Consider the following 19,437-nt stretch of genomic DNA (forward strand, 5'->3'; position numbering starts at 1 on the left):
CGCAAAAATACAGAAATTTGATGAATTTTAAAATTCTAAATTTTTCTATTGTCTTATAATCATTAGATTTGCATAAACGAAAAGAAAATGTCCGACGAAAAACCAACAGAAGAGGAGTTCAGCAAAGAAGACCAAGAAAAGTTTGAAAAGAATGGTTTGCGGCAATATGGCGTCTATTCAGCGATTGTTTTTCAAATGCTCGCTACGATGGGACTTGCATTTTGGGGCGGAAAAAAAATTAACGATTATTTCGAGATTCAGAGTAATCTGTTAACGGTAGGTATCGGTTTTTTGGGAATGGGACTCGCTTTTTACAATCTTTTGCATCAATTAAAAAATATTCAGAATAATGAAAATAAAAAGTAGCACGTTATATGTCATCTTGTTTTTTTTGATGTTCTTTTTGCATTTTGTAATCTGGCAGATTTTAGAAATAGGTTTTGAAACCACATTTGTAAAGTATTATTTATTTCTTACGTTGCTTTTTATGATGGTGATTACGATTCTTTCAATCATCAAAAAAACTTTTCCAACGTATATAGGATTTGCTTTCATGGGTTTGGTAATGTTTAAATTGATGATTATGTTTCTTGTGATGAAGAAACTTAATTTGAGTGAAGTTCCCAATTATAAAATTCATTTTATTGTCCCTTATCTTGTCTCTTTGCTTCTCGAAACGCTGTATTCGGTGAAATTGATACAGAACGGTGAAGTCGGGGTTACGGAAAAAGATGAAAAAAATCAGTAAAAAAGGATTTTTATATTATGATTATTTATTCTATTTTTGCAAAACTTTAAAATAAGATATATCAATGCTGAAAAGAGTAGTACTTATCGTAGGTTTTTTATCGACATTTTCATCATCATTTGCACAGCATGAAAATGCAGCAGTAGCGGCCCCTAATCACGGAACTGAAGTGACTAAGGTGGTCTCTGAAGATGAAAAAATAAAAACAGAAAACAAGAACTTTATCGATCATCACTTATTAGATGCTCATAGCTTTGATATTATGGTGGCCAAAAATGCCGACGGAACCGAGAAGCATATTGGTTTCCCATTGCCGGTGATTTTTTATGATAAAGCCAACGGTTTTCATGCTTTTATGAGTTCTGAATTCCACCACGGAGAAAAACCAGTTGAAAGCAAAGGTGCTTATTACACGCTTTCTCACGAGAAAATTTATAAAACTGATGCTAACGGAACACTTACTTTAGACGAGCATCATCATGCAACCAACGAAAAAGTTATAGATCTTTCGATCACTAAAAGTGTTTTGATGATTTTGGTGACTGCTGTATTAATGTTGTTGATTTTCGGATCGATGGCGAGAAATTACAAAAAATCGCTTGTTCCTTCTGGAGTTGGAAAGATTTTCGAACCATTGGTACTTTTCGTAAGAGATGAAATCGCGAAACCAAACATCGGGAACAATTATAAAAAATATATGAGTTATTTATTGACCGTATTTTTCTTTATTTTGTTCTTAAATATATTTGGTCTAATGCCTTTTGGGATCAACGTTACGGGTAACTTGGCTATCACTGTTGCATTAGCTTTAATTACATTTTTCATTACTCAGTTTACTGCAAATAAAAATTACTGGCAACACATCTTCTGGATGCCGGGATTGCCTTGGCCGATGAAAATAGTAATGATGCCGATCGAGCTTGTTGGTTTATTCATTAAGCCTTTCTCATTGTTAATACGTCTATTTGCAAACATGTCTGCAGGACACATTATCATCATGAGTTTGATTGCTTTGATTTATTATTTCAAAAACGTAATTGCAGGGGTTGCTTTTCCATTCTTAACATTCGTTTTATATTTATTGGAAGTATTGGTAGCGTTTTTACAGGCGTATATTTTCACCATGCTTTCTGCAGTATATTTCGGGATGGCAAATGAGGAGCATCATCATGAAGAAGCTCATCACTAATTGAAAACATAGTTGTTCGTTTGGAACTTATTTAAATAGAAACTAATTTTTTAAAATTATATATTATGCAAGAAATGCCTAAAATCATTGGTGCAGGTTTAGTAGTAATCGGAACAGGTATTGGTATCGGTAAAATCGGTGCTGCTGCTCTAGAAGGTATGGCTAGACAACCAGAACAAGCTGGTAAACTTCAAACTGCGATGTTGATCGCTGCAGCTCTTGTAGAAGGGGTTGCGTTTGCTGCATTATTTGCTGTAAACTAAGAAGTTGTAAAACTCTATCACTTGCCGGGAACGGTTGGTTACGGCAAGTGATTTTTAAAAAATTAAAAAAAACAATTACAATATTTTATTATAACTCTTATGGGATTATTAGAAAATTTTTCATCAGGTTTATTCATCATCCAGTCGGTGATTTTTATCATCCTTTTATTGGTTCTAAGAAAATTCGCTTGGAAACCAATTATGGATGCTGTGAATGAAAGAGAAGTTACAATCGTTGACTCTCTAAACCAAGCGAAATTGGCAAAACAAGAAGTTCAGAATTTGAAAGCTGAAAACGAAATCATCATCCGCGAAGCAAAAGTAGAACGTGATAATATTTTGAAAGAAGCTAGAGAAATTAAAGACAGAATCGTAGGTGAAGCAAAAGATGCTGCTAAAACCGAAGCTGATAAAATCATTGAACAAGCTAGACAGTCTATCCAGTCTGAAAAAGCTGCTGCAATGAGCGATATTAAAAACCAAATCGGTGCATTGTCTGTAAATATTGCAGAATCTATTTTGAAACAAAAATTAGATAATAGCGATGCGCAAAATGCTTTGGTAGAAAATATTTTGAACAAATCTAATTTGAACTAAGATGCTTACAAGTAAAGTAGCAAAAAGATACGCACAAGGATTACTCAATTTCACTCAGGAATCAGGACAAACTGATGCTGTTTTTGGTGAAATGGGTGATATTGTGAAAACCATTGAAAAATCAAAAGAACTTCAGAATTTTTTCGGTTCTCCGATTATTGATGTAAAGAAAAAAGTGAGCATTGCTTTAGAGATTTTTAAAGATTTCTCGCCTGTAACTAAAAGTTTGCTTCAATTGATCATCAAGCACGGACGCGAAAGCCAAATGCAAAATATCGCACAGGAATTTATCAATAAAGTTGAAGATATGAAAGGAGTTCAGCGAATTACCTTAACTTCAGCAACCGAACTTTCTTCTGAAAATATCAGCAATATCCTGAAATCAACCAATTTGGTAAACCATGATAATCAGTTTGATGTGAAATCAATCATCAATCCCGATCTTTTGGGAGGTTATATTTTACGAGTTGGGGATCAGCAGATAGATCATTCAGTAAAATCAAAACTGAATAAGCTTAAAAAAGAATTTCAATTAAATTAAGACAAAAACAACCATAAAATGGCAGAAATAAATCCGGCAGAAGTATCTGCAATTCTTAAACAGCAGCTAGCAAACTTCGACACACAATCGAATGTGGAAGAAGTAGGAACTGTATTGACCATCGGTGATGGGATCGCTTTAGTATACGGTTTAGAAAATGTTCAGTACGGTGAATTGGTAAAATTCGAAAGCGGTATTGAAGGTATTGTTTTGAACCTTGCAGAAGATAATGTGGGTGTGGCACTTCTTGGTGAATCCAAATTGGTAAAAGAAGGTGATACCGTAAACAGAACCAAAAGAATCTCATCAATCAAAGTTGGTGAAGGGATGTTGGGAAGAGTAGTAGATACCCTTGGAAACCCTATCGACGGTAAAGGACCTATCGCTGGTGAATTATTCGAAATGCCATTGGAAAGAAAGGCTCCTGGAGTTATTTTCCGTCAACCTGTTACTGAGCCACTTCAAACTGGTATCGTAGCAATCGATTCCATGATTCCTGTAGGAAGAGGGCAAAGAGAGTTGATCATCGGTGACCGTCAAACTGGTAAAACCACTGTGGCAATCGATACTATTCTTAACCAAAAAGAATTTTATGATGCAGGAGAACCTGTATTCTGTATATATGTTGCAGTAGGACAAAAAGCTTCTACCGTAGCACAAATCGTAAAAACATTAGAAGATAAAGGAGCAGCAGCTTATACCGTAGTTGTAGCAGCAAACGCTTCCGATCCAACTCCAATGCAGGTTTACGCGCCAATGGCGGGAGCTTCAATCGGAGAATATTTCCGTGATACTGGTAGACCAGCTTTGATCATTTATGATGATTTATCTAAACAAGCGGTAGCTTACCGTGAGCTTTCTCTATTGTTGAGAAGACCACCGGGCCGTGAAGCTTATCCTGGAGACGTTTTCTATCTTCACTCCAGATTATTGGAAAGAGCTGCAAAAGTTATTAAAGATGATACCATTGCTGCTCAAATGAATGATTTGCCTGAATCTTTGAAACCAATCGTAAAAGGTGGTGGATCTTTAACAGCACTTCCGATTATTGAAACTCAAGCGGGTGACGTTTCTGCATATATCCCAACCAACGTAATTTCGATTACTGATGGACAGATTTTCTTGGAGTCAGATTTATTCAACTCTGGGGTTCGTCCAGCGATCAACGTAGGTATTTCTGTATCGCGTGTGGGTGGTAATGCTCAGATTAAATCAATGAAAAAAGTTTCTGGTACTTTAAAATTGGATCAAGCTCAATACAAAGAATTAGAAGCTTTTGCTAAATTCGGTTCCGATCTTGATGCTTCAACTCTTGGGGTAATTTCTAAAGGTGAAAGAAACGTAGAAATCTTGAAACAACCGGTAAACTCTCCACTTCCTGTAGATTCTCAGGTAGCAATGATTTACGCAGGTACTGAAAACTTATTGAGAAATATCCCTATCAGAAAAGTAAAAGAATTCCAAAAAGAATACGTAGAATTCTTGAGATCTAAACATCCTGATACTATGGCAGCCATCAAAGCAGGAAAAATTGATGACAGCATCACAGGAGTTTTGAAGCAAGCTGCTACAGAACTAGCTTCTAAATACAACTAAAATTAATTCAATATTCAATATTCAGAATAAATTTTCTGAATATTGAATTTTAAATTTTCAACCCATAGAATGGCAAACTTAAAGGAAATACGGGGAAGAATTACTTCAATCTCTTCTACAATGCAAATCACGAGTGCGATGAAAATGGTTTCGGCAGCGAAACTGAAAAAAGCAACTGATGCTATTGTAATGTTGAGACCTTACTCAGAAAAATTGCAGGAAATTATCGAAAATGTAAGTTCCACTACCGATCTTGAAGGAGTTTCTACTTTTACTGCTGAAAGAGAGGTGAAAAAAGTTCTTTATATTGTAGTTACTTCAAACAAAGGTCTTGCAGGAGCTTTCAACTCTTCAGTAATCAAAGAATTGAATAATGTCGTAGGCAATTCCCAACATGAGGTAGAAATTCTTTCTGTTGGAAAAAAAGTGTTTGATGCAGTAAAAAGAACCAGAAAAATCTATGATAATCAAAGTGCAATCTTTGATGGTATGAGTTTTCAGGTAGTTTCCAACTTTATGGAAAATGTGATGAAGGATTATAAAGAAGAAAAATTTGATAAAGTTTTTGTTATTTATAATAAATTCATCAACGCTGCAACCCAAGAAGTAAAAACCGAGCAAGTGTTGCCAATCGCAATGTCGGAAAGAGAAGGTAATACAAATACTGATTATCTTTTTGAACCGAATGCCGCTGAAATCCTCAATGTTTTGATTCCTAAATCCATCAAAACTCAGGTTTACAAAGCAATTCTAGACTCTATCGCTTCTGAACACGGAGCCAGAATGACAGCGATGCATAAGGCAACAGACAACGCGCAAGCATTGAAAAATGAACTTGTAATTTTCTATAACAAAGCCCGTCAAGCTGCAATTACCAATGAAATTTTGGAAATTGTTTCTGGTGCTGAAGCGCTGAAAAATTCTTAAAAGGAATATTTTTAATATCATAAAAAAGCATCGATTAAAGTCGGTGCTTTTTTTATATTCTTAAAAGAAAGGCCAATAAAATTCCAAAATATTTAATTATTTAATTTTCTATATCTTTGCATCAAATATTTTTTAAAATTTAAATGGATTCAGACGTCGTCAAGCTTTTATTAGCATTATTCTTAGTATTACTCAATGGGTTTTTCGTAGCCGCAGAATTTTCTATCGTAAAAGTTCGTTACTCTCAGATTCAGATTAAAGCCGCCGAAGGCAACTCGATGGCAAAACAAGCAGAACACATTATCAAGCATCTTGATGAATATCTTTCTGCAACACAACTCGGGATCACATTAGCTTCGCTTGCATTAGGTTGGGTCGGCGAAAGTGCGATGCACCACGTGATTGAAAATATTTTCCATTATTTTAATTTTGAAATAGCTGAAACGAGTGTCACCACGATTTCATTGGTTCTAAGTTTCCTTTTGATCACCGTGATGCATATTGTTTTCGGTGAATTGATTCCTAAATCTATTGCGATCCGTAAAGCTGAAGCCACCACAATGGCGATTGCGATGCCGTTGCGGGTTTTCTATACTATTTTTAAACCTTTCATTTGGACGATGAATAAAATGTCGAACACTGCTTTGCGTTTGATGAAAATTCATCCAGCTTCAGAACATGAAATTCACTCGACGGAAGAGCTGCAACTTTTGGTAAAACAATCTGCAGATTCTGGTGAAATAGAAGAAGAAAATTACGAAATCATCAAAAATGCTTTCGATTTTACCGATCATTCTGCGAAACAAATTATGGTTCCGCGACAGAATATTTCTTCCATCGATATCGAAGAACCTGTTGAAGATATAATCACCAGAATTATGGATGGTGGATATTCGCGACTTCCCGTTTATAAAGATTCTATAGACAATATTATTGGTATTTTTTATGCCAAAGAAATTATCCGTGAATATGTAAAAAGAAAAGGAGAGCTGAACCACAACGATTTGGAAGAATTGATGAGAGAAGCTTTCTTCGTAGTTGGAAGTAAGAAAATTTCCGATCTTTTGAAAGTTTTCCAGCAGAAAAAACAGCATTTAGCGGTTGTTATTGACGAATTCGGAGGAACTGAAGGAATCATTACTTTAGAAGATATTTTGGAAGAATTAGTAGGCGAAATTCAGGATGAAGAAGATGATGAAGAGAAAATCGTGGATAAAGTCGGTGAAAATGTTTTCTGGGTTCAGGCAACTCAGCCTTTGGATGAAATTAATGAGCATTTGCCAAAATTATTCCCGCTTTCTGAAGACGGTGAATACAATACTTTGGCAGGTTATATTTTGCATGAATTGGAAGATATTCCAGGTGAAAATCAGGAATTTAATATCAATGATTACCATGTGAAAATCTTGAAAATGCAGAACAAAAGTGTTGATTTGGTTGAATTGGTTTATGAAGAACCGAGTATTATCGACGATTTGACCGAAGAAATCAGTGAAATTTAATTTAAAAATTTAATCTTTGATGATTACTTTTAATAACAAACCCGGATTTGTAAAAGATTACGAAAAACCCCAGCGCGAATACGAAGAAGACGTTGCGCTGATGGAAAATGAAGACGAAGTTTACAAATTGGTGCTTTGGAACGACGATGTCAATACTTTCGATTATGTGATTGAATGCCTTATCGAAATCTGCGGACATACTTTGGAACAAGCCGAACAATGCACAATTTTGGTTCATTACAAAGGAAAATGTACCGTAAAAACAGGTAGTTTAGAACTCCTGAAACCGATGCACGAAAAATTAATCTCCAGAAGTTTAACTTCAGAAATAGTATAACCAAAGTTTCGTTTTCGAAACTTTTCTTTTATAACAAAATATGAGTTCAATTCTTTTAATCGTGATTGCGATTACCGCTGTTATCAGTTTTATCGCTTTCAACAATCAAAATATTTTCGAGAAATATAAATTCAACGTAGGTGCAATTCTTCGAAACAAAGAATACATCAGACTGCTTTCCGCCGGTTTTTTACATGGCGATTTGATGCATTTGCTTTTCAACATGATGACCTTGTATTTCTTCGGACCTATTGTTAATCAAGGTTTCGGTTATTTTGGTTTTTTGATTATTTATTTCGGATCGATTCTTCTTGGGAATTTATTTTCCTTGTATTTGTATAAAAATCAATCGTGGTATTCGGCAATCGGCGCGAGTGGCGGAGTTTCTGGGATTTTGTTTGCTTCTATAGCCATGATTCCGGATTTGGGAATTTATTTTTTCTTCATACCAATTCCAATTCCGGGTTATATTTTTGGATTTCTTTACTTCGGCTATTCGGTTTATAGTATGCTGAATCCGCGTCAACACGATAATATCGGTCATGCGGCGCATTTGGGAGGTGCATTTTTCGGTTTGGTTTATGCAGTAGCGTTACAACCTGAACGTGCATTTGAAAACGCACTTTTCCTTGGAATTATGTCGATTCCGTTGATTTATATGTCGTATCAGGTTTTTGTGAAAAAGAAAATAGGGTAGGTTTATTTCTTTCCCCAAACAAATCGGTCATTTCCAGAAATATCTTTCATTAAATGAACTTCCGATAAATTTTCGGTAAAAAGATTTTGTGTTTCAATACCCAATTTCTGGTTAATTTCCAGAAAAATCATTCCATTTTCTGTGAGATGATTTTTGCAATCTTCTGCAATTTTTTCATAGAAAATTAAAGCGTTTGAAGTAGGAGAGAAAAGTGCCATTTTGGGTTCAAATTCCTTTACCGAATCAGCAATTTCGTTTTCTTCGTCAATTCCGATGTACGGCGGATTTGAGATGATGATGTCGTATTTTGTTTTTAAATTTTCATCTAAATAATTTTGATGAATAAATTCAATTTCAACTTCATGAAATTTGGCGTTTTTCTGAGCAATTTTCAAAGCATTTTCCGAATAATCAATCGCGGAAACCTCCGAATTTGGGAAATTTTTCTTCAAAACAATTGGAATAATTCCGCTTCCAGTTCCGATATCCAAGATTTTTAATTCTTTTTTTTGAAAGTTTTCTTTTATTTTTTCAATCGCAAGTTCAAGCAATTCTTCGGTTTCCGGACGTGGAATCAGAACGTTTTCATCAACAAAAATTTGAAATCCATAAAATTCAGTTTCTCCTAAAATTTGCTGAAATGGTTTGCCGGTTTTCAGTTCGTCAATTATTTTTTCCAAATCTTCGATATGACTTTGCAAAAGCTCCTGATTCTGAAAACGTCTTTGCAAATGCCGATCAAATCCTACCATTTTCTGTACAAATATTGCATAAATTTCGGCGCTTTCAGATTCCGAATACAATTCGGCAAGTTCTTCTTTAAAGTGTCTTTTGAATTCTAAAATGGTCATTTTTTTGGTGCTTTTTCTTTTTTCTCTTTCAAAAATTAAATATAATTCCTTTTTTCTAAGGAACGCAATAAATAGGCTCAAACATTTATTAAATAAGGAAAAAATGTAAAATTAATATCAATTGAGAATAAATTTACTATTTTTGAGAAATTGCTTTTTTAAAATATGAAAAACTTATTTTTTTATGTCTTTGCTATGATGGTTTTAGTTTCTTGTGGATCTTCCAAAACCGTCGTTAAGAGATCATCACCTACAAAAACTGTGGCTAAAAGTCCAGATTTGAAAACTTTGTCTTCTCATTATTCTGGAAATATCAATGGTCAAATTAAAGAAATTTTAAAAGATGCCGAAAAATATTTAGGCGCACCATACAAATACGCTGGAAATACTTCAGCAGGATTCGATTGTTCGGGTTTGGTTTCCAAAGTTTTTGATGAAAACGATAAAAAACTTCCGCGTAGATCTGAAGACCAATCGAATACAGGCAAAGAAATCAGCATTAAAGAGGCAAAACCAGGCGATCTCGTATTTTTCGCAACATCGGGCGGAAGCAGAGTTTCTCATGTTGGAATTGTACAAGATATCGGCAATGACGGAGAAGTGAAATTTATTCACGCTTCTACTTCTAAAGGAGTGATTATTTCATCTCTCAATGAAAGATATTGGAACAAAGCCTACCTTTTCGCACGAAGAGTTTTGTAAATTTGCTGAAATTATTATTCTTAAAACTAAAATAAATTATGTTACAACAAACCATCGAAAATATCTGGGATAACAGAGAATTATTACAAAATGAAGACAGCCAGAAAGCCATTCGTGAAGTTATCCGACAATTAGATTTGGGCGAACTCCGCGTTGCTGAACCTACCGAAAATGGTTGGAAAGTAAATGAATGGGTGAAAAAAGCGGTCGTGATGTATTTCCCAATTCAGAAAATGGAAACCATTGAAGTTGGCCCTTTTGAATTCCACGATAAAATGCCATTAAAAAGAAATTATGCTGAAAAAGGAGTTCGTGTAGTTCCTCATGCGGTTGCTCGTGAAGGCGCTTTCATCGCTTCTGGAGTGATTTTGATGCCGTCTTATGTGAACATAGGCGCTTACGTAGATTCTGGAACGATGGTTGATACTTGGGCTACGGTTGGAAGTTGCGCGCAAATCGGAAAAAACGTTCACCTGAGCGGTGGAGTAGGAATTGGTGGAGTTTTAGAACCGCTTCAAGCTGCACCGGTAATTATTGAAGATGACGTTTTTGTAGGTTCAAGATGTATCGTTGTGGAAGGTGTTCACGTAGAAAAAGAAGCTGTTTTGGGCGCAAATGTAGTGCTTACCGCTTCCACAAAAATCATTGATGTTACCGGTTCCGAACCTGTAGAAATCAAAGGTCGAGTTCCTGCTCGTTCGGTGGTGATTCCTGGAAGTTATACGAAACAATTTCCGGCAGGTGAATTCCAAGTTCCTTGCGCATTGATTATCGGACAAAGAAAAGAATCTACTGATAAAAAAACCTCTCTAAATGATGCATTAAGAGAAAATAATGTTGCAGTTTAATTCATTTTAAACGTATTCATTTTGAAAGATAAATTCCTAAAATTTATTGCGAATCCTCGATATATTTTTGGGATTTATCTTTTGATTTCAGCAATTTCGTCCATTACAAAATATGCAGGAGGCCCGCTGAAATATAATAATTACTTGATTTTCAAGAATGTTTTTACCAATACTTTAGCTCAAAAAAACATTTATCTTCTGTATCCTGATGTGCATTTTGATTCTAATCATTACGGCGTTTTTTTCAGTATTTTAATAGCTCCGTTTGCAATTTTGCCCGATTGGCTAGGAATGATTTTGTGGAATGTTGCGAACACTTATGTTTTTTTATTTGCCATTCATAAACTGCCTTTTTCTAATGCTAAAAAAGCGTTTTTTGCGTGGCTTTGTTTGCAAGAATTCATTACCGCAGCAGTAAGTTTACAGTTTAATATTGCCTTAACCGGATTGCTGATTCTAACGGCGGTGTATGTTTATGAAAGAAAAGAAACCAAATCTGCAATCACGATTCTCATTGGTTTTTTCGTGAAATTATATGGAATTGCGGGGCTTTCTTCCTTCTTTTTTATTAAAAATAAATGGAAGTTTATCTTCTCAATGATAGGTTTTGGAATCTTATTTTTGGTTTTGCCAATGCTCATTTCGAGTCCACATTTCGGAATTCAATCTTATATGGATTGGTTTCAATCTTTATCAGAAAAAAATTCTTCAAATCAGGTCTTGGGAAATCGGCAAGATTATTCTTTGATGGGAATTGTACGTCGTGTTTTGGGGAATCCGGATATTTCAAATTTTGTTTTTTTGGTTCCGGGAATTTTGGTTTTCGGTTTGCCTTATTTAAGAATTAATCAATACAAAAATCTTGCTTTTCAGTTGATGATTTTGGCTTCAACGCTTTTATTCATCGTGCTTTTCAGTTCAAGTTCCGAATCGCCAACTTACATTATTGCCGTTTCTGGAGTGATGATTTGGTTTATTATTCAAAAAGAAAAATCGCCTTTGATCATCGGTTTGCTTATTTTTGTAATGATTTTAACCTGTTTTTCTTTTTCGGATCTTTTCCCGAAATTTATCAAAGAAAATTATATCATGAAATATTCTCTGAAAGCGCTACCTTGCTGCGTTGTTTGGCTTAGAATTATTTATGAATTAATGACCAAAAATTTTGAAAAAGATTACAAATTAAACTAAAAAATTAAACACAAAAGTGAAAAAAATTTCCATTGTTATTCCCGCTCACAACGAAGAAGGCAATATTCCACTGATTTATCAAAGGATTAAGGATATTTTTTCTAAAATCGCCAATTATCGATTCGAAATTATTTTTGTAAATGACGGTAGCCGCGATAATACGCAACAAATTCTGGAGCAAATTTCCCAAAATAATGAAGACATAAAATTCATTGAATTTTCTAGAAATTTCGGTCATCAACACGCTGTGAAAGCCGGAATGGACTATTCCACAGGAAATGCAATGATTTCCATGGATGCTGATTTGCAGCATCCGCCGGAACTTATTCCCGAGCTCATCAAAAAATGGGAAGAGGGTTTCGATATTGTTCATACGATCCGAAAATATCCGAAACAAATTTCATCTTTCAAAAGAAAAACTAGTAAATTATATTATCGTTTTTTAACAAGAATTTCAGATGTAAACCTAAGTGAAGGCGGCGGTTCAGATTTCCGATTGATGGATGCTTCAGTCGTAGATGTGGTTCGAAATATGCATGAATCTGATATTTTTTTACGCGGATTGTCTTATTGGATGGGTTTCAAATGTGTTGGTATACATTTCACTGCCTGCGAAAGAGCAACAGGAGAAAGCAGCTATAATCTCAAAAAAATGATGAAATTCGCCTTCACTGGTATTACCGCTTTCAGTGTGAAACCGCTTTATCTCGCAGCTTATTTGGGCTTTATATTTTCAGCAATTGCAACAGTGGGTTATGGTACTTATGTCATTCATTCTTTTCTTACCGGAACAGAAATTTCTGGTTGGGCATCGCTGATAATGACTGTGGTTTTTTTTGGTGGTGTTCAGTTGATTATTTTAGGAATTATGGGGATTTACCTTGGTAAAATTTTCAATCAGGTGAAACAAAGACCCAATTATATCATTCGTTCTAAAAATTTTTAATAAATGGTTTTACTTAGTTTCGACATCGAAGAATTTGATATGCCTTTGGAATACGAAGGTGAAATTCCCTTTGAAGAACAGCTTTCCATATCAAGAAAAGGTTTACAAAATATTTTGTCATTATTAAAAAAACATCAAGCAAAAGCGACTTTTTTTTCAACGGTTACTTTTGCGGAAAATAATAAAGACTTAATAGAACAATTACTTGCTGAAGGTCACGAATTGGCTTCCCATACTTGGTTTCATTCAAAATTTGAGAATAGCGATTTGAAAAAATCAAGAGAAAAACTAGCTGAACTTTTTAATACAAAAATCACAGGTTTGAGAATGCCGAGAATGATGAAAGTCGACGAAAATGAAGTTGAAAAAGCCGGCTACTCCTACAATTCTTCGGTGAATCCTACTTTTTTGCCAGGAAGATATAACAATTTGAAAGTTTCGCGAACGTATTTTAAAGAAGGAAATGTATTGCAAATTCCGGCTTCGGTTTCTCCAAACTTCAGGATTCCGCTTTTTTGGCTGAGTTTTCATAATTTTCCTTTAAGTTTTTATAAAAAATTAGCAGCTGATGTATTAAAAAATGATCATTATTTGAACATTTATTTCCATCCGTGGGAATTTGCAGATATCAATGATGAAAAATTTAAACTTCCGGGTTTTACTACTAAAAACACTGGAAATTCAATGGTAGAAAGGTTTGACGATTTTTTGAATTATTTAAAAGAAAAAAAATATTCATTCGGAACTTTTCAGGAATTTCAAAAAAGTATTCAATCATGAAAATTGCTTTCGACGGAAAACGTTTTTTCAACAATAGTTCGGGATTAGGAAATTATTCTCGCGATTTGGTGAGGATTATGGCAACTTATTTTCCTGATAATCAATATTTTATTTTAAACAATAAAAAATCAGAACGCGCAAAGGAAATTGTAGAATTGGAAAATGTCTCGTTTTTGGAAACTTCGAAAGGAAAGCTTTCCCGACAGTTTAAAATGGGAAAAGATGCACAAAATGCCGATTGCGATATTTTCCATGGACTTTCTGGGGAACTACCGTTAAAATGGAATGAAAAACCCATTAAAAAAATTGTGACAATTCACGATTTAATTTTCTTGAGATATCCTGAATATTACAGTTTTTTCGATCGGAAAATTCACTTTTGGAAGTTTAAAAAAGCAACTGCACAGGCAGATTTAATTATATCAATTTCCGAACAAACCAAAGCTGATATCATCAAATTTTTGAAAGTTCCGGAAAGCAAAATTAGGGTAGTTTATCAGGGTTGTCATCATTCTTTTAAAGAAACTCAGAGTCAAGACTTTTTAAATTCAGTTCAGGAAAAATATAAACTTCCTGAGAAATTTATTTTGAATGTTGGCACAATTGAAGAAAGAAAAAACCTCTTGAATATTGTAAAAGCTATACAAAACACCGAAATTCCTTTGGTGGTTGTAGGGAAGAAAAAAGAGAAATATTTCAAAAAAGTAGAGCGTTTTATCACCAAAAATAAGATGCGAAACCAAGTTTTTTTCTTGGAAAATGTTTCAATGGAAGAGTTGGCTGCAATTTATAAATTGGCAGAATTTTTTGTTTATCCAAGCGTTTTCGAAGGTTTCGGAATTCCGGTTATCGAAGCTCTTTTTTCAGGAACAGCAGTAATTACGAGTAATATGAGTTCGCTTCCGGAAGCCGGCGGAAATGATTCGCTTTATATTAATCCCAATAATTTTGAAGATTTAAAATCTAAAATTTCATTTCTTTGGAACAACGAATCCGAGCGGAAACGGCGTGTAGAAAAGGGTTTGATTTACGCACAGAAATTTAGCGATGAGAATATTGCAAATGAACTGATGAAAGTTTATAAGGAAACGATTTCGATATCGTGATTTTTTTCTATTTTGAAATGATGATTTTCTTGGTGAGTTTTTGGTCTTCAACATTCATCGTTTCGAAATAAATTCCGGGTGAAAGTTTGGAGATATCTACTTTTTTAGCGTTTTGAGTCTTGACCAAAAGTTTTCCTGACAAATCGGTAATGCTGAAAGAATAATCTCTTAAATTCGAATTCAACATTTCAATATTAATAAAATTTGAAGCCGGATTCGGATAAATTCTCAATGATTCTAACATTTTTTCCGGTGGACAATCTGCTGCCGACAAATTACTTGTTTCGGCAGTTGAAAAGTGCTGAACCGCGCCTAGAGCCGCTTTAGCAACATTATAAACAAAAACAGGATCCATATTTACGTAGGTGTCACTGGAAGAATGCGGTTGTGAGCTTTCATTATATTCGTAAAGTCCAGTAATCACCTCACCATTCGATTGAAAAGGCATATAATCCGATCCGTATGCATAAGATAAATTGGTTTGTAGCGGCGAATATAAAGTGACACAATTCATCAATTCTTGGGTAACGGTGTTCGAAGCTACGTTGTTGGTAGAAGGGGAGTTGCTAGTATCTCGTTCGCAGGTGATAGTGTTATTTACTTCGCCCGCAACGCCACCACTTGGTCAATATTGAAAACCACTTTGATATTCATCTTTGGATTAGTGCTATTTACAACGGTATTTACGTAGTTTTGGCTTCCTCGAAGTCCTTGTTCTTCACCGGTGAAATTGATGAATTTTATGGAATATTCTGTTGGAACATCTTTCAGAATTCTTGCCATTTCCAAAATAATGGAAGTTCCGCTTCTGTTGTCATTTACTCCAGGTCCGACGATGGTATGGTAATGCCCACAAACAATGACGTAGGTGTTTGGATATTTGGTTCCGGTTTTGGTGAGAATGAGGTTCTTCGTTGTATTTCCATTGTAGGAAAAGGCATTTTCAGAAACTTGAGCTTCGGTGTAGCCAAATGCGAGATATTTATTTTTAAGCCAATTAAATGCGTTATTGTTATTTGCGCTTCCAGTTGTTTTCACTCCAAAACTTGCAAATTCTGTAAGATAAGTATTTATATTATTCTGGGTGATTTGATTTACTCTGTCTTGATAAGCTTGAACAAAAGTTTGTGCAGAAAATGAAGTTGAAAGGGTAATAGCTGAAAGAAGAAATAGTTTTTTCATTTAATAAATTATATCGTCAAATTTAATAAAAAAAATCTCATACAAATTTGTATGAGATTTAAACATTGATAACAAAAAATTTTACATTTATTTGATTTGATCTACAACTGCTTTGAAAGCTTCAGGGTGATTCATTGCTAAATCTGCTAAAACTTTTCTGTTCAGTTCGATATTGTTGCTTTTTAGAGCGCCCATAAATTGAGAATAAGACATTCCGTGTTCTCTAGCACCTGCATTGATACGGGTAATCCAAAGGCTTCTGAAATTTCTTTTCTTCTCTTTTCTACCGCGGTAAGCATATTGCATTGCTTTTTCTACGGCGTTTTTAGCTACAGTCCAAACATTTTTTCTTCTACCGAAAAAACCTTTAGCCTGCTTCATTACTTTTTTTCTGCGAGCTCTAGAAGCTACTGCATTTACTGATCTTGGCATAATTTAAATTGTTTTTTTTGAAAAGGGCGGTAAATTATTTCATTACACTTTTCTGCTCCGTTTCAGGGTTAAAATTTCTGAATTTTTTTGAATTCTTATAAACCGAAAGATTTATAAAAACTACTTGATTGCTAATTGACGTAAAACGCTTTTCTCATCCACAGTAGCAACGTAAGAAGTTTGCGTAAGATTTCTCTTTTGCTTAGTTTCTTTTTTCGTCAAGATGTGGCTTTTGAAAGCATTTTTTCTTTTAATTTTACCTGTTCCGGTAAGCTTAAAACGCTTTTTAGCACCTGATTTAGTTTTTAATTTTGGCATTTTGCTTAATTTATAATATTTGTTATCAATATCTTTTTAGATGATTTAATCAAGTTAAATCTGAAAATTGCTTATTTCGCAGCTTTTTTCGGGCTCATCATCATAATCATTCTCTTGCCTTCTAGTTTTGGCAATTGGTCAACTTTTCCAACATGTTCCAACTCCTGAGCCAATTTTAAAAGAAGAATTTCTCCCTGATCTTTGAAAATAATTGAACGGCCTTTGAAGAAAACATAGGTTTTCAATTTAGAACCTTCTTCCAAGAACTTTTCAGCATGTTTTTTCTTGAATTCGTAATCGTGGTCATCAGTTTGTGGACCAAATCTAATTTCTTTTACGACTACTTTTACTTGCTTGGCTTTCAGCTCTTTTTGCTTCTTCTTTTGCTCGTAAAGGAATTTTTTATAATCCAGAATTCTGGAAATATAAGGTTCAGCTTTGTCGGAAATTACAACCAAATCCAGCTCCTGTTCTTTAGCTATTTCCAATGCTTTTGCTAAAGGATACACGCCTGGTTCTACGTTATCACCGACTAAGCGTACTTCTTTCGCACGAATCTTTTCATTGATCTGGTGCAAATCTTCTTGTACGCGTCTCTGTGGACCTCTACCTCGGTAATTAAATTTCTGTGCTATGGTGTTATGTTTTAAAGTTAATTCTAAATTTTTGATTCTTTTTTGAAGTAGGTGATGAATTCTTCTATGGTCATCGTTCCTAAATCTCCTTCGCCTCTTCTTCTTACAGAAACCGTTTCGCCAACTTCTTCATTTTCACCTACAATCAGCATAAATGGAAGTTTTTTCAACTCGGCATCACGGATTTTTTTACCCGTTTTCTCGTTTCTGTCGTCAATCAGCCCGCAAATATCGTGATTTTCTAGCAATTGTGAAACTTTTTTTGCATAATCAACATATTTTTCACTAATCGGCAAGATGGTGAATTGGTCTGGAGCAAGCCACAATGGGAAATCACCTGCGGTATTTTCCAATAAAATTGCGATGAATCTTTCCATAGAACCGAATGGTGCGCGGTGAATCATTACGGGTCTGTGTTTTTCGTTGTCGCTTCCGGTGTACCAAAGATCAAATCTTTCAGGCAAATTATAATCTACTTGAATGGTTCCCAATTGCCAGCTTCTTCCCAAAGCATCTTTCACCATGAAATCGAGTTTTGGTCCGTAGAAAGCAGCTTCGCCGTATTCGACAATGGTTTTTAAACCTTTCTTTTCAGCAGCTTGAATGATTGCGTCTTCCGCTTTTTTCCAGTTTTCGTCGCTTCCAATATATTTTTCTTTCTTCTCAGGATCTCTGAGTGAAACTTGCGTTACAAAATCTTCAAATCCTAATGATTTGAAAACATAAAGTGTTAAATCGATTACGTTTTCAAATTCAGCCAAAAGTTGATCTGGAGTACAGAAAAGGTGAGCATCATCTTGAGTAAAACCACGAACTCTGGTTAAACCGTGAAGTTCTCCGGATTGCTCATAACGATAAACGGTTCCGAATTCGGCAAATCTTTTTGGCAAATCTTTATAAGACCATTGTCCAACTTTGTAGATCTCGCAGTGGTGAGGACAGTTCATCGGTTTCAACATGAATTCTTCACCTTCATTTGGTGTTTTGATCGGTTGGAAACTATCTGCACCATATTTATCCCAGTGACCGGATGTTACGTATAATTCTTTGGCTCCGATATGTGGCGTCATTACGAATTCGTAACCCGATTTTTTCTGAGCTTCGGAAAGGAAGTTTTCCAATTTTTTTCTCAAAGCAGTTCCTTTTGGTAACCACAATGGAAGTCCGGCTCCTACTTTTTCTGAGAAAGCATAAATACCTAATTCTCTACCGAGTTTTCTGTGATCGCGGCGTTTTGCTTCTTCTAATCTTTCTAAATATTCGGTTAAATCTTTCTGTTTCGGGAAAGAAATTGCGTAAACTCTGGTAAGTTGCTTGTTTTTCTCATCACCTCGCCAATAAGCACCGGCTGCATTTAAAATTTTCACAGCTTTCACAATGCCGGTAGATGGAATGTGACCACCGCGACACAAATCTGTAAAGTTATCATGGGAACAGAAAGTGATTTCGCCGTCGTTCAAATTAGAGATGAGCTCGGTTTTGTATTCATTGCCTTCATATTCCTTCAAAGCATCGGCTTTAGAAACCGAATAAAGGTTGAATGTAGAATCTTTCTTTGCATTTTCGAGCATCTTTTTTTCGATTTTTTCGAAATCTTTTTCAGATAAACTTTCGTCGCCGAAATCTACATCATAATAAAATCCTTGCTCAATAGCTGGACCGATGGTAAGTTTTGCTTCAGGATAAAATTCCATAATTGCCTGTGCCAAAAGGTGTGCAGAGGAATGCCAGAATGCTTTTTTTCCCATATCATCATTCCACGTCAGAAGCTGTAGCGTAGAATCTGTGGTTATCGGTGTGGTGATTTCAACCTGCGTTCCGTTTACGATTGCGGAAATGGTGTTTCTTGCCAAACCTTCACTTATTGATTTTGCTACTTCAAGCGGTGTTACAGCGCTTTCGAATTCTCTGATGCTTCCGTCGGGAAGAGTAATTTTTATCATACTGAATTAAAAATTTTAAGTTGCAAAAATACGGATTTAATGTGAAAATTAAAGTGTTTTTAACCGACTATTTTATTAATTTGAAACTGATTTTTTAGAAAAGAAT

At 34.9% G+C, this 19,437-nt stretch carries 24 protein-coding genes; 17 read left to right on the plus strand and 7 right to left on the minus strand.

Annotated features, from left to right (window positions below):
• Positions 1–87: 87 nt before the first annotated feature.
• The 11 genes from NOV28_RS01650 to NOV28_RS01700 all read left to right on the plus strand — a co-directional run bounded on the left by NOV28_RS01650 (position 88) and on the right by NOV28_RS01700 (position 8,397).
• Positions 88–366 (plus strand): AtpZ/AtpI family protein, encoded by a 279-nt coding sequence (locus NOV28_RS01650; protein ID WP_255926891.1) that lies wholly within the window; start codon positions 88–90, stop codon positions 364–366.
• Positions 350–748 carry a hypothetical protein gene (locus tag NOV28_RS01655; RefSeq protein WP_255926893.1) on the plus strand — a complete coding sequence of 133 codons (399 nt, stop codon included), beginning with the start codon at positions 350–352 and terminating at the stop codon, positions 746–748. The genes NOV28_RS01650 and NOV28_RS01655 overlap by 17 nt, the downstream gene beginning before the upstream one ends.
• A 64-nt stretch (positions 749–812) precedes the next feature.
• Complete coding sequence (atpB, locus tag NOV28_RS01660; RefSeq protein WP_255926895.1) at positions 813–1,937, plus strand: F0F1 ATP synthase subunit A; 1,125 nt, start codon at positions 813–815, stop codon at positions 1,935–1,937.
• 65 nt (positions 1,938–2,002) lie between these two features.
• Positions 2,003–2,200, plus strand: coding sequence for an ATP synthase F0 subunit C (gene atpE / locus NOV28_RS01665; protein ID WP_027377418.1), 198 nt, complete (start codon positions 2,003–2,005; stop codon positions 2,198–2,200).
• 99 nt (positions 2,201–2,299) lie between these two features.
• Entirely contained in the window at positions 2,300–2,797 is a 498-nt protein-coding gene (gene atpF, locus NOV28_RS01670; RefSeq protein ID WP_255926902.1) for a F0F1 ATP synthase subunit B, read from the plus strand.
• Between the two features lies 1 nt (position 2,798).
• On the plus strand, positions 2,799–3,338 hold the full coding sequence (gene atpH / locus NOV28_RS01675; RefSeq protein WP_255926904.1) for an ATP synthase F1 subunit delta: 540 nt from the start codon (positions 2,799–2,801) through the stop codon (positions 3,336–3,338).
• 18 nt (positions 3,339–3,356) lie between these two features.
• A complete protein-coding gene (atpA, locus tag NOV28_RS01680; RefSeq protein WP_255926906.1) occupies positions 3,357–4,934 on the plus strand; it encodes a F0F1 ATP synthase subunit alpha in 1,578 nt (525 codons plus the stop codon).
• Positions 4,935–5,003: 69 nt separating this feature from the next.
• The gene (gene atpG, locus NOV28_RS01685) at positions 5,004–5,861 is read left to right on the plus strand and encodes an ATP synthase F1 subunit gamma (protein ID WP_255926908.1); all 858 of its coding nucleotides are present in this window, start codon (positions 5,004–5,006) and stop codon (positions 5,859–5,861) included.
• A gap of 143 nt (positions 5,862–6,004) precedes the next feature.
• Positions 6,005–7,363 (plus strand): hemolysin family protein, encoded by a 1,359-nt coding sequence (locus NOV28_RS01690; protein WP_255926910.1) that lies wholly within the window; start codon positions 6,005–6,007, stop codon positions 7,361–7,363.
• A gap of 19 nt (positions 7,364–7,382) precedes the next feature.
• Positions 7,383–7,700 carry an ATP-dependent Clp protease adaptor ClpS gene (locus tag NOV28_RS01695; RefSeq protein WP_255926912.1) on the plus strand — a complete coding sequence of 106 codons (318 nt, stop codon included), beginning with the start codon at positions 7,383–7,385 and terminating at the stop codon, positions 7,698–7,700.
• Positions 7,701–7,740: 40 nt separating this feature from the next.
• Entirely contained in the window at positions 7,741–8,397 is a 657-nt protein-coding gene (locus NOV28_RS01700; protein ID WP_255926914.1) for a rhomboid family intramembrane serine protease, read from the plus strand.
• Positions 8,398–8,399: 2 nt separating this feature from the next.
• On the opposite strand, the gene prmC is transcribed toward NOV28_RS01700, so the two are convergent.
• Positions 8,400–9,248 (minus strand): peptide chain release factor N(5)-glutamine methyltransferase, encoded by an 849-nt coding sequence (prmC, locus tag NOV28_RS01705; protein WP_255926916.1) that lies wholly within the window; start codon positions 9,246–9,248, stop codon positions 8,400–8,402.
• Positions 9,249–9,413: 165 nt separating this feature from the next.
• Here prmC and NOV28_RS01710 point away from each other — a divergent pair, with 165 nt between their 5' ends.
• The 6 genes from NOV28_RS01710 to NOV28_RS01735 are packed head-to-tail and all read left to right on the plus strand — an operon-like array spanning position 9,414 to position 14,821.
• A complete protein-coding gene (locus NOV28_RS01710) occupies positions 9,414–9,950 on the plus strand; it encodes a C40 family peptidase (protein WP_255926918.1) in 537 nt (178 codons plus the stop codon).
• A gap of 35 nt (positions 9,951–9,985) precedes the next feature.
• The gene (locus tag NOV28_RS01715; RefSeq protein ID WP_255928674.1) at positions 9,986–10,798 is read left to right on the plus strand and encodes a 2,3,4,5-tetrahydropyridine-2,6-dicarboxylate N-succinyltransferase; all 813 of its coding nucleotides are present in this window, start codon (positions 9,986–9,988) and stop codon (positions 10,796–10,798) included.
• Positions 10,799–10,819: 21 nt separating this feature from the next.
• The gene (locus NOV28_RS01720) at positions 10,820–11,989 is read left to right on the plus strand and encodes a glycosyltransferase family 87 protein (RefSeq protein ID WP_255926920.1); all 1,170 of its coding nucleotides are present in this window, start codon (positions 10,820–10,822) and stop codon (positions 11,987–11,989) included.
• A 16-nt stretch (positions 11,990–12,005) separates the two neighbouring features.
• The gene (locus NOV28_RS01725) at positions 12,006–12,935 is read left to right on the plus strand and encodes a glycosyltransferase family 2 protein (protein ID WP_255926922.1); all 930 of its coding nucleotides are present in this window, start codon (positions 12,006–12,008) and stop codon (positions 12,933–12,935) included.
• Positions 12,936–12,938: 3 nt separating this feature from the next.
• The gene (locus NOV28_RS01730) at positions 12,939–13,715 is read left to right on the plus strand and encodes a polysaccharide deacetylase family protein (protein ID WP_255926924.1); all 777 of its coding nucleotides are present in this window, start codon (positions 12,939–12,941) and stop codon (positions 13,713–13,715) included.
• Positions 13,712–14,821, plus strand: a complete 1,110-nt coding sequence (locus NOV28_RS01735; RefSeq protein WP_255926926.1) for a glycosyltransferase family 4 protein — start codon at positions 13,712–13,714, stop codon at positions 14,819–14,821. Before NOV28_RS01730 ends, NOV28_RS01735 begins: the two co-directional genes overlap by 4 nt.
• A gap of 7 nt (positions 14,822–14,828) precedes the next feature.
• Here NOV28_RS01735 and NOV28_RS01740 read toward each other — a convergent pair whose 3' ends face one another.
• From NOV28_RS01740 to thrS, 6 genes are all read right to left on the minus strand, one after another.
• Positions 14,829–15,335: a T9SS type A sorting domain-containing protein gene (locus NOV28_RS01740; protein WP_255926928.1), complete on the minus strand. Its 507-nt coding sequence runs from the start codon at positions 15,333–15,335 to the stop codon at positions 14,829–14,831.
• 83 nt (positions 15,336–15,418) lie between these two features.
• On the minus strand, positions 15,419–16,003 hold the full coding sequence (locus tag NOV28_RS01745) for a M28 family metallopeptidase (RefSeq protein WP_255926930.1): 585 nt from the start codon (positions 16,001–16,003) through the stop codon (positions 15,419–15,421).
• An 87-nt stretch (positions 16,004–16,090) separates the two neighbouring features.
• On the minus strand, positions 16,091–16,435 hold the full coding sequence (rplT, locus tag NOV28_RS01750; RefSeq protein WP_055042814.1) for a 50S ribosomal protein L20: 345 nt from the start codon (positions 16,433–16,435) through the stop codon (positions 16,091–16,093).
• A gap of 120 nt (positions 16,436–16,555) precedes the next feature.
• Positions 16,556–16,753, minus strand: coding sequence for a 50S ribosomal protein L35 (rpmI, locus tag NOV28_RS01755; RefSeq protein ID WP_088468848.1), 198 nt, complete (start codon positions 16,751–16,753; stop codon positions 16,556–16,558).
• A 71-nt stretch (positions 16,754–16,824) separates the two neighbouring features.
• A complete protein-coding gene (gene infC / locus NOV28_RS01760) occupies positions 16,825–17,331 on the minus strand; it encodes a translation initiation factor IF-3 (protein WP_255926942.1) in 507 nt (168 codons plus the stop codon).
• Between the two features lie 80 nt (positions 17,332–17,411).
• Positions 17,412–19,331, minus strand: coding sequence for a threonine--tRNA ligase (gene thrS / locus NOV28_RS01765; protein ID WP_255926944.1), 1,920 nt, complete (start codon positions 19,329–19,331; stop codon positions 17,412–17,414).
• Positions 19,332–19,437 lie beyond the last annotated feature (106 nt).

This window comes from Kaistella montana (assembly GCF_024436175.1).
Taxonomy (GTDB): domain Bacteria; phylum Bacteroidota; class Bacteroidia; order Flavobacteriales; family Weeksellaceae; genus Kaistella; species Kaistella montana.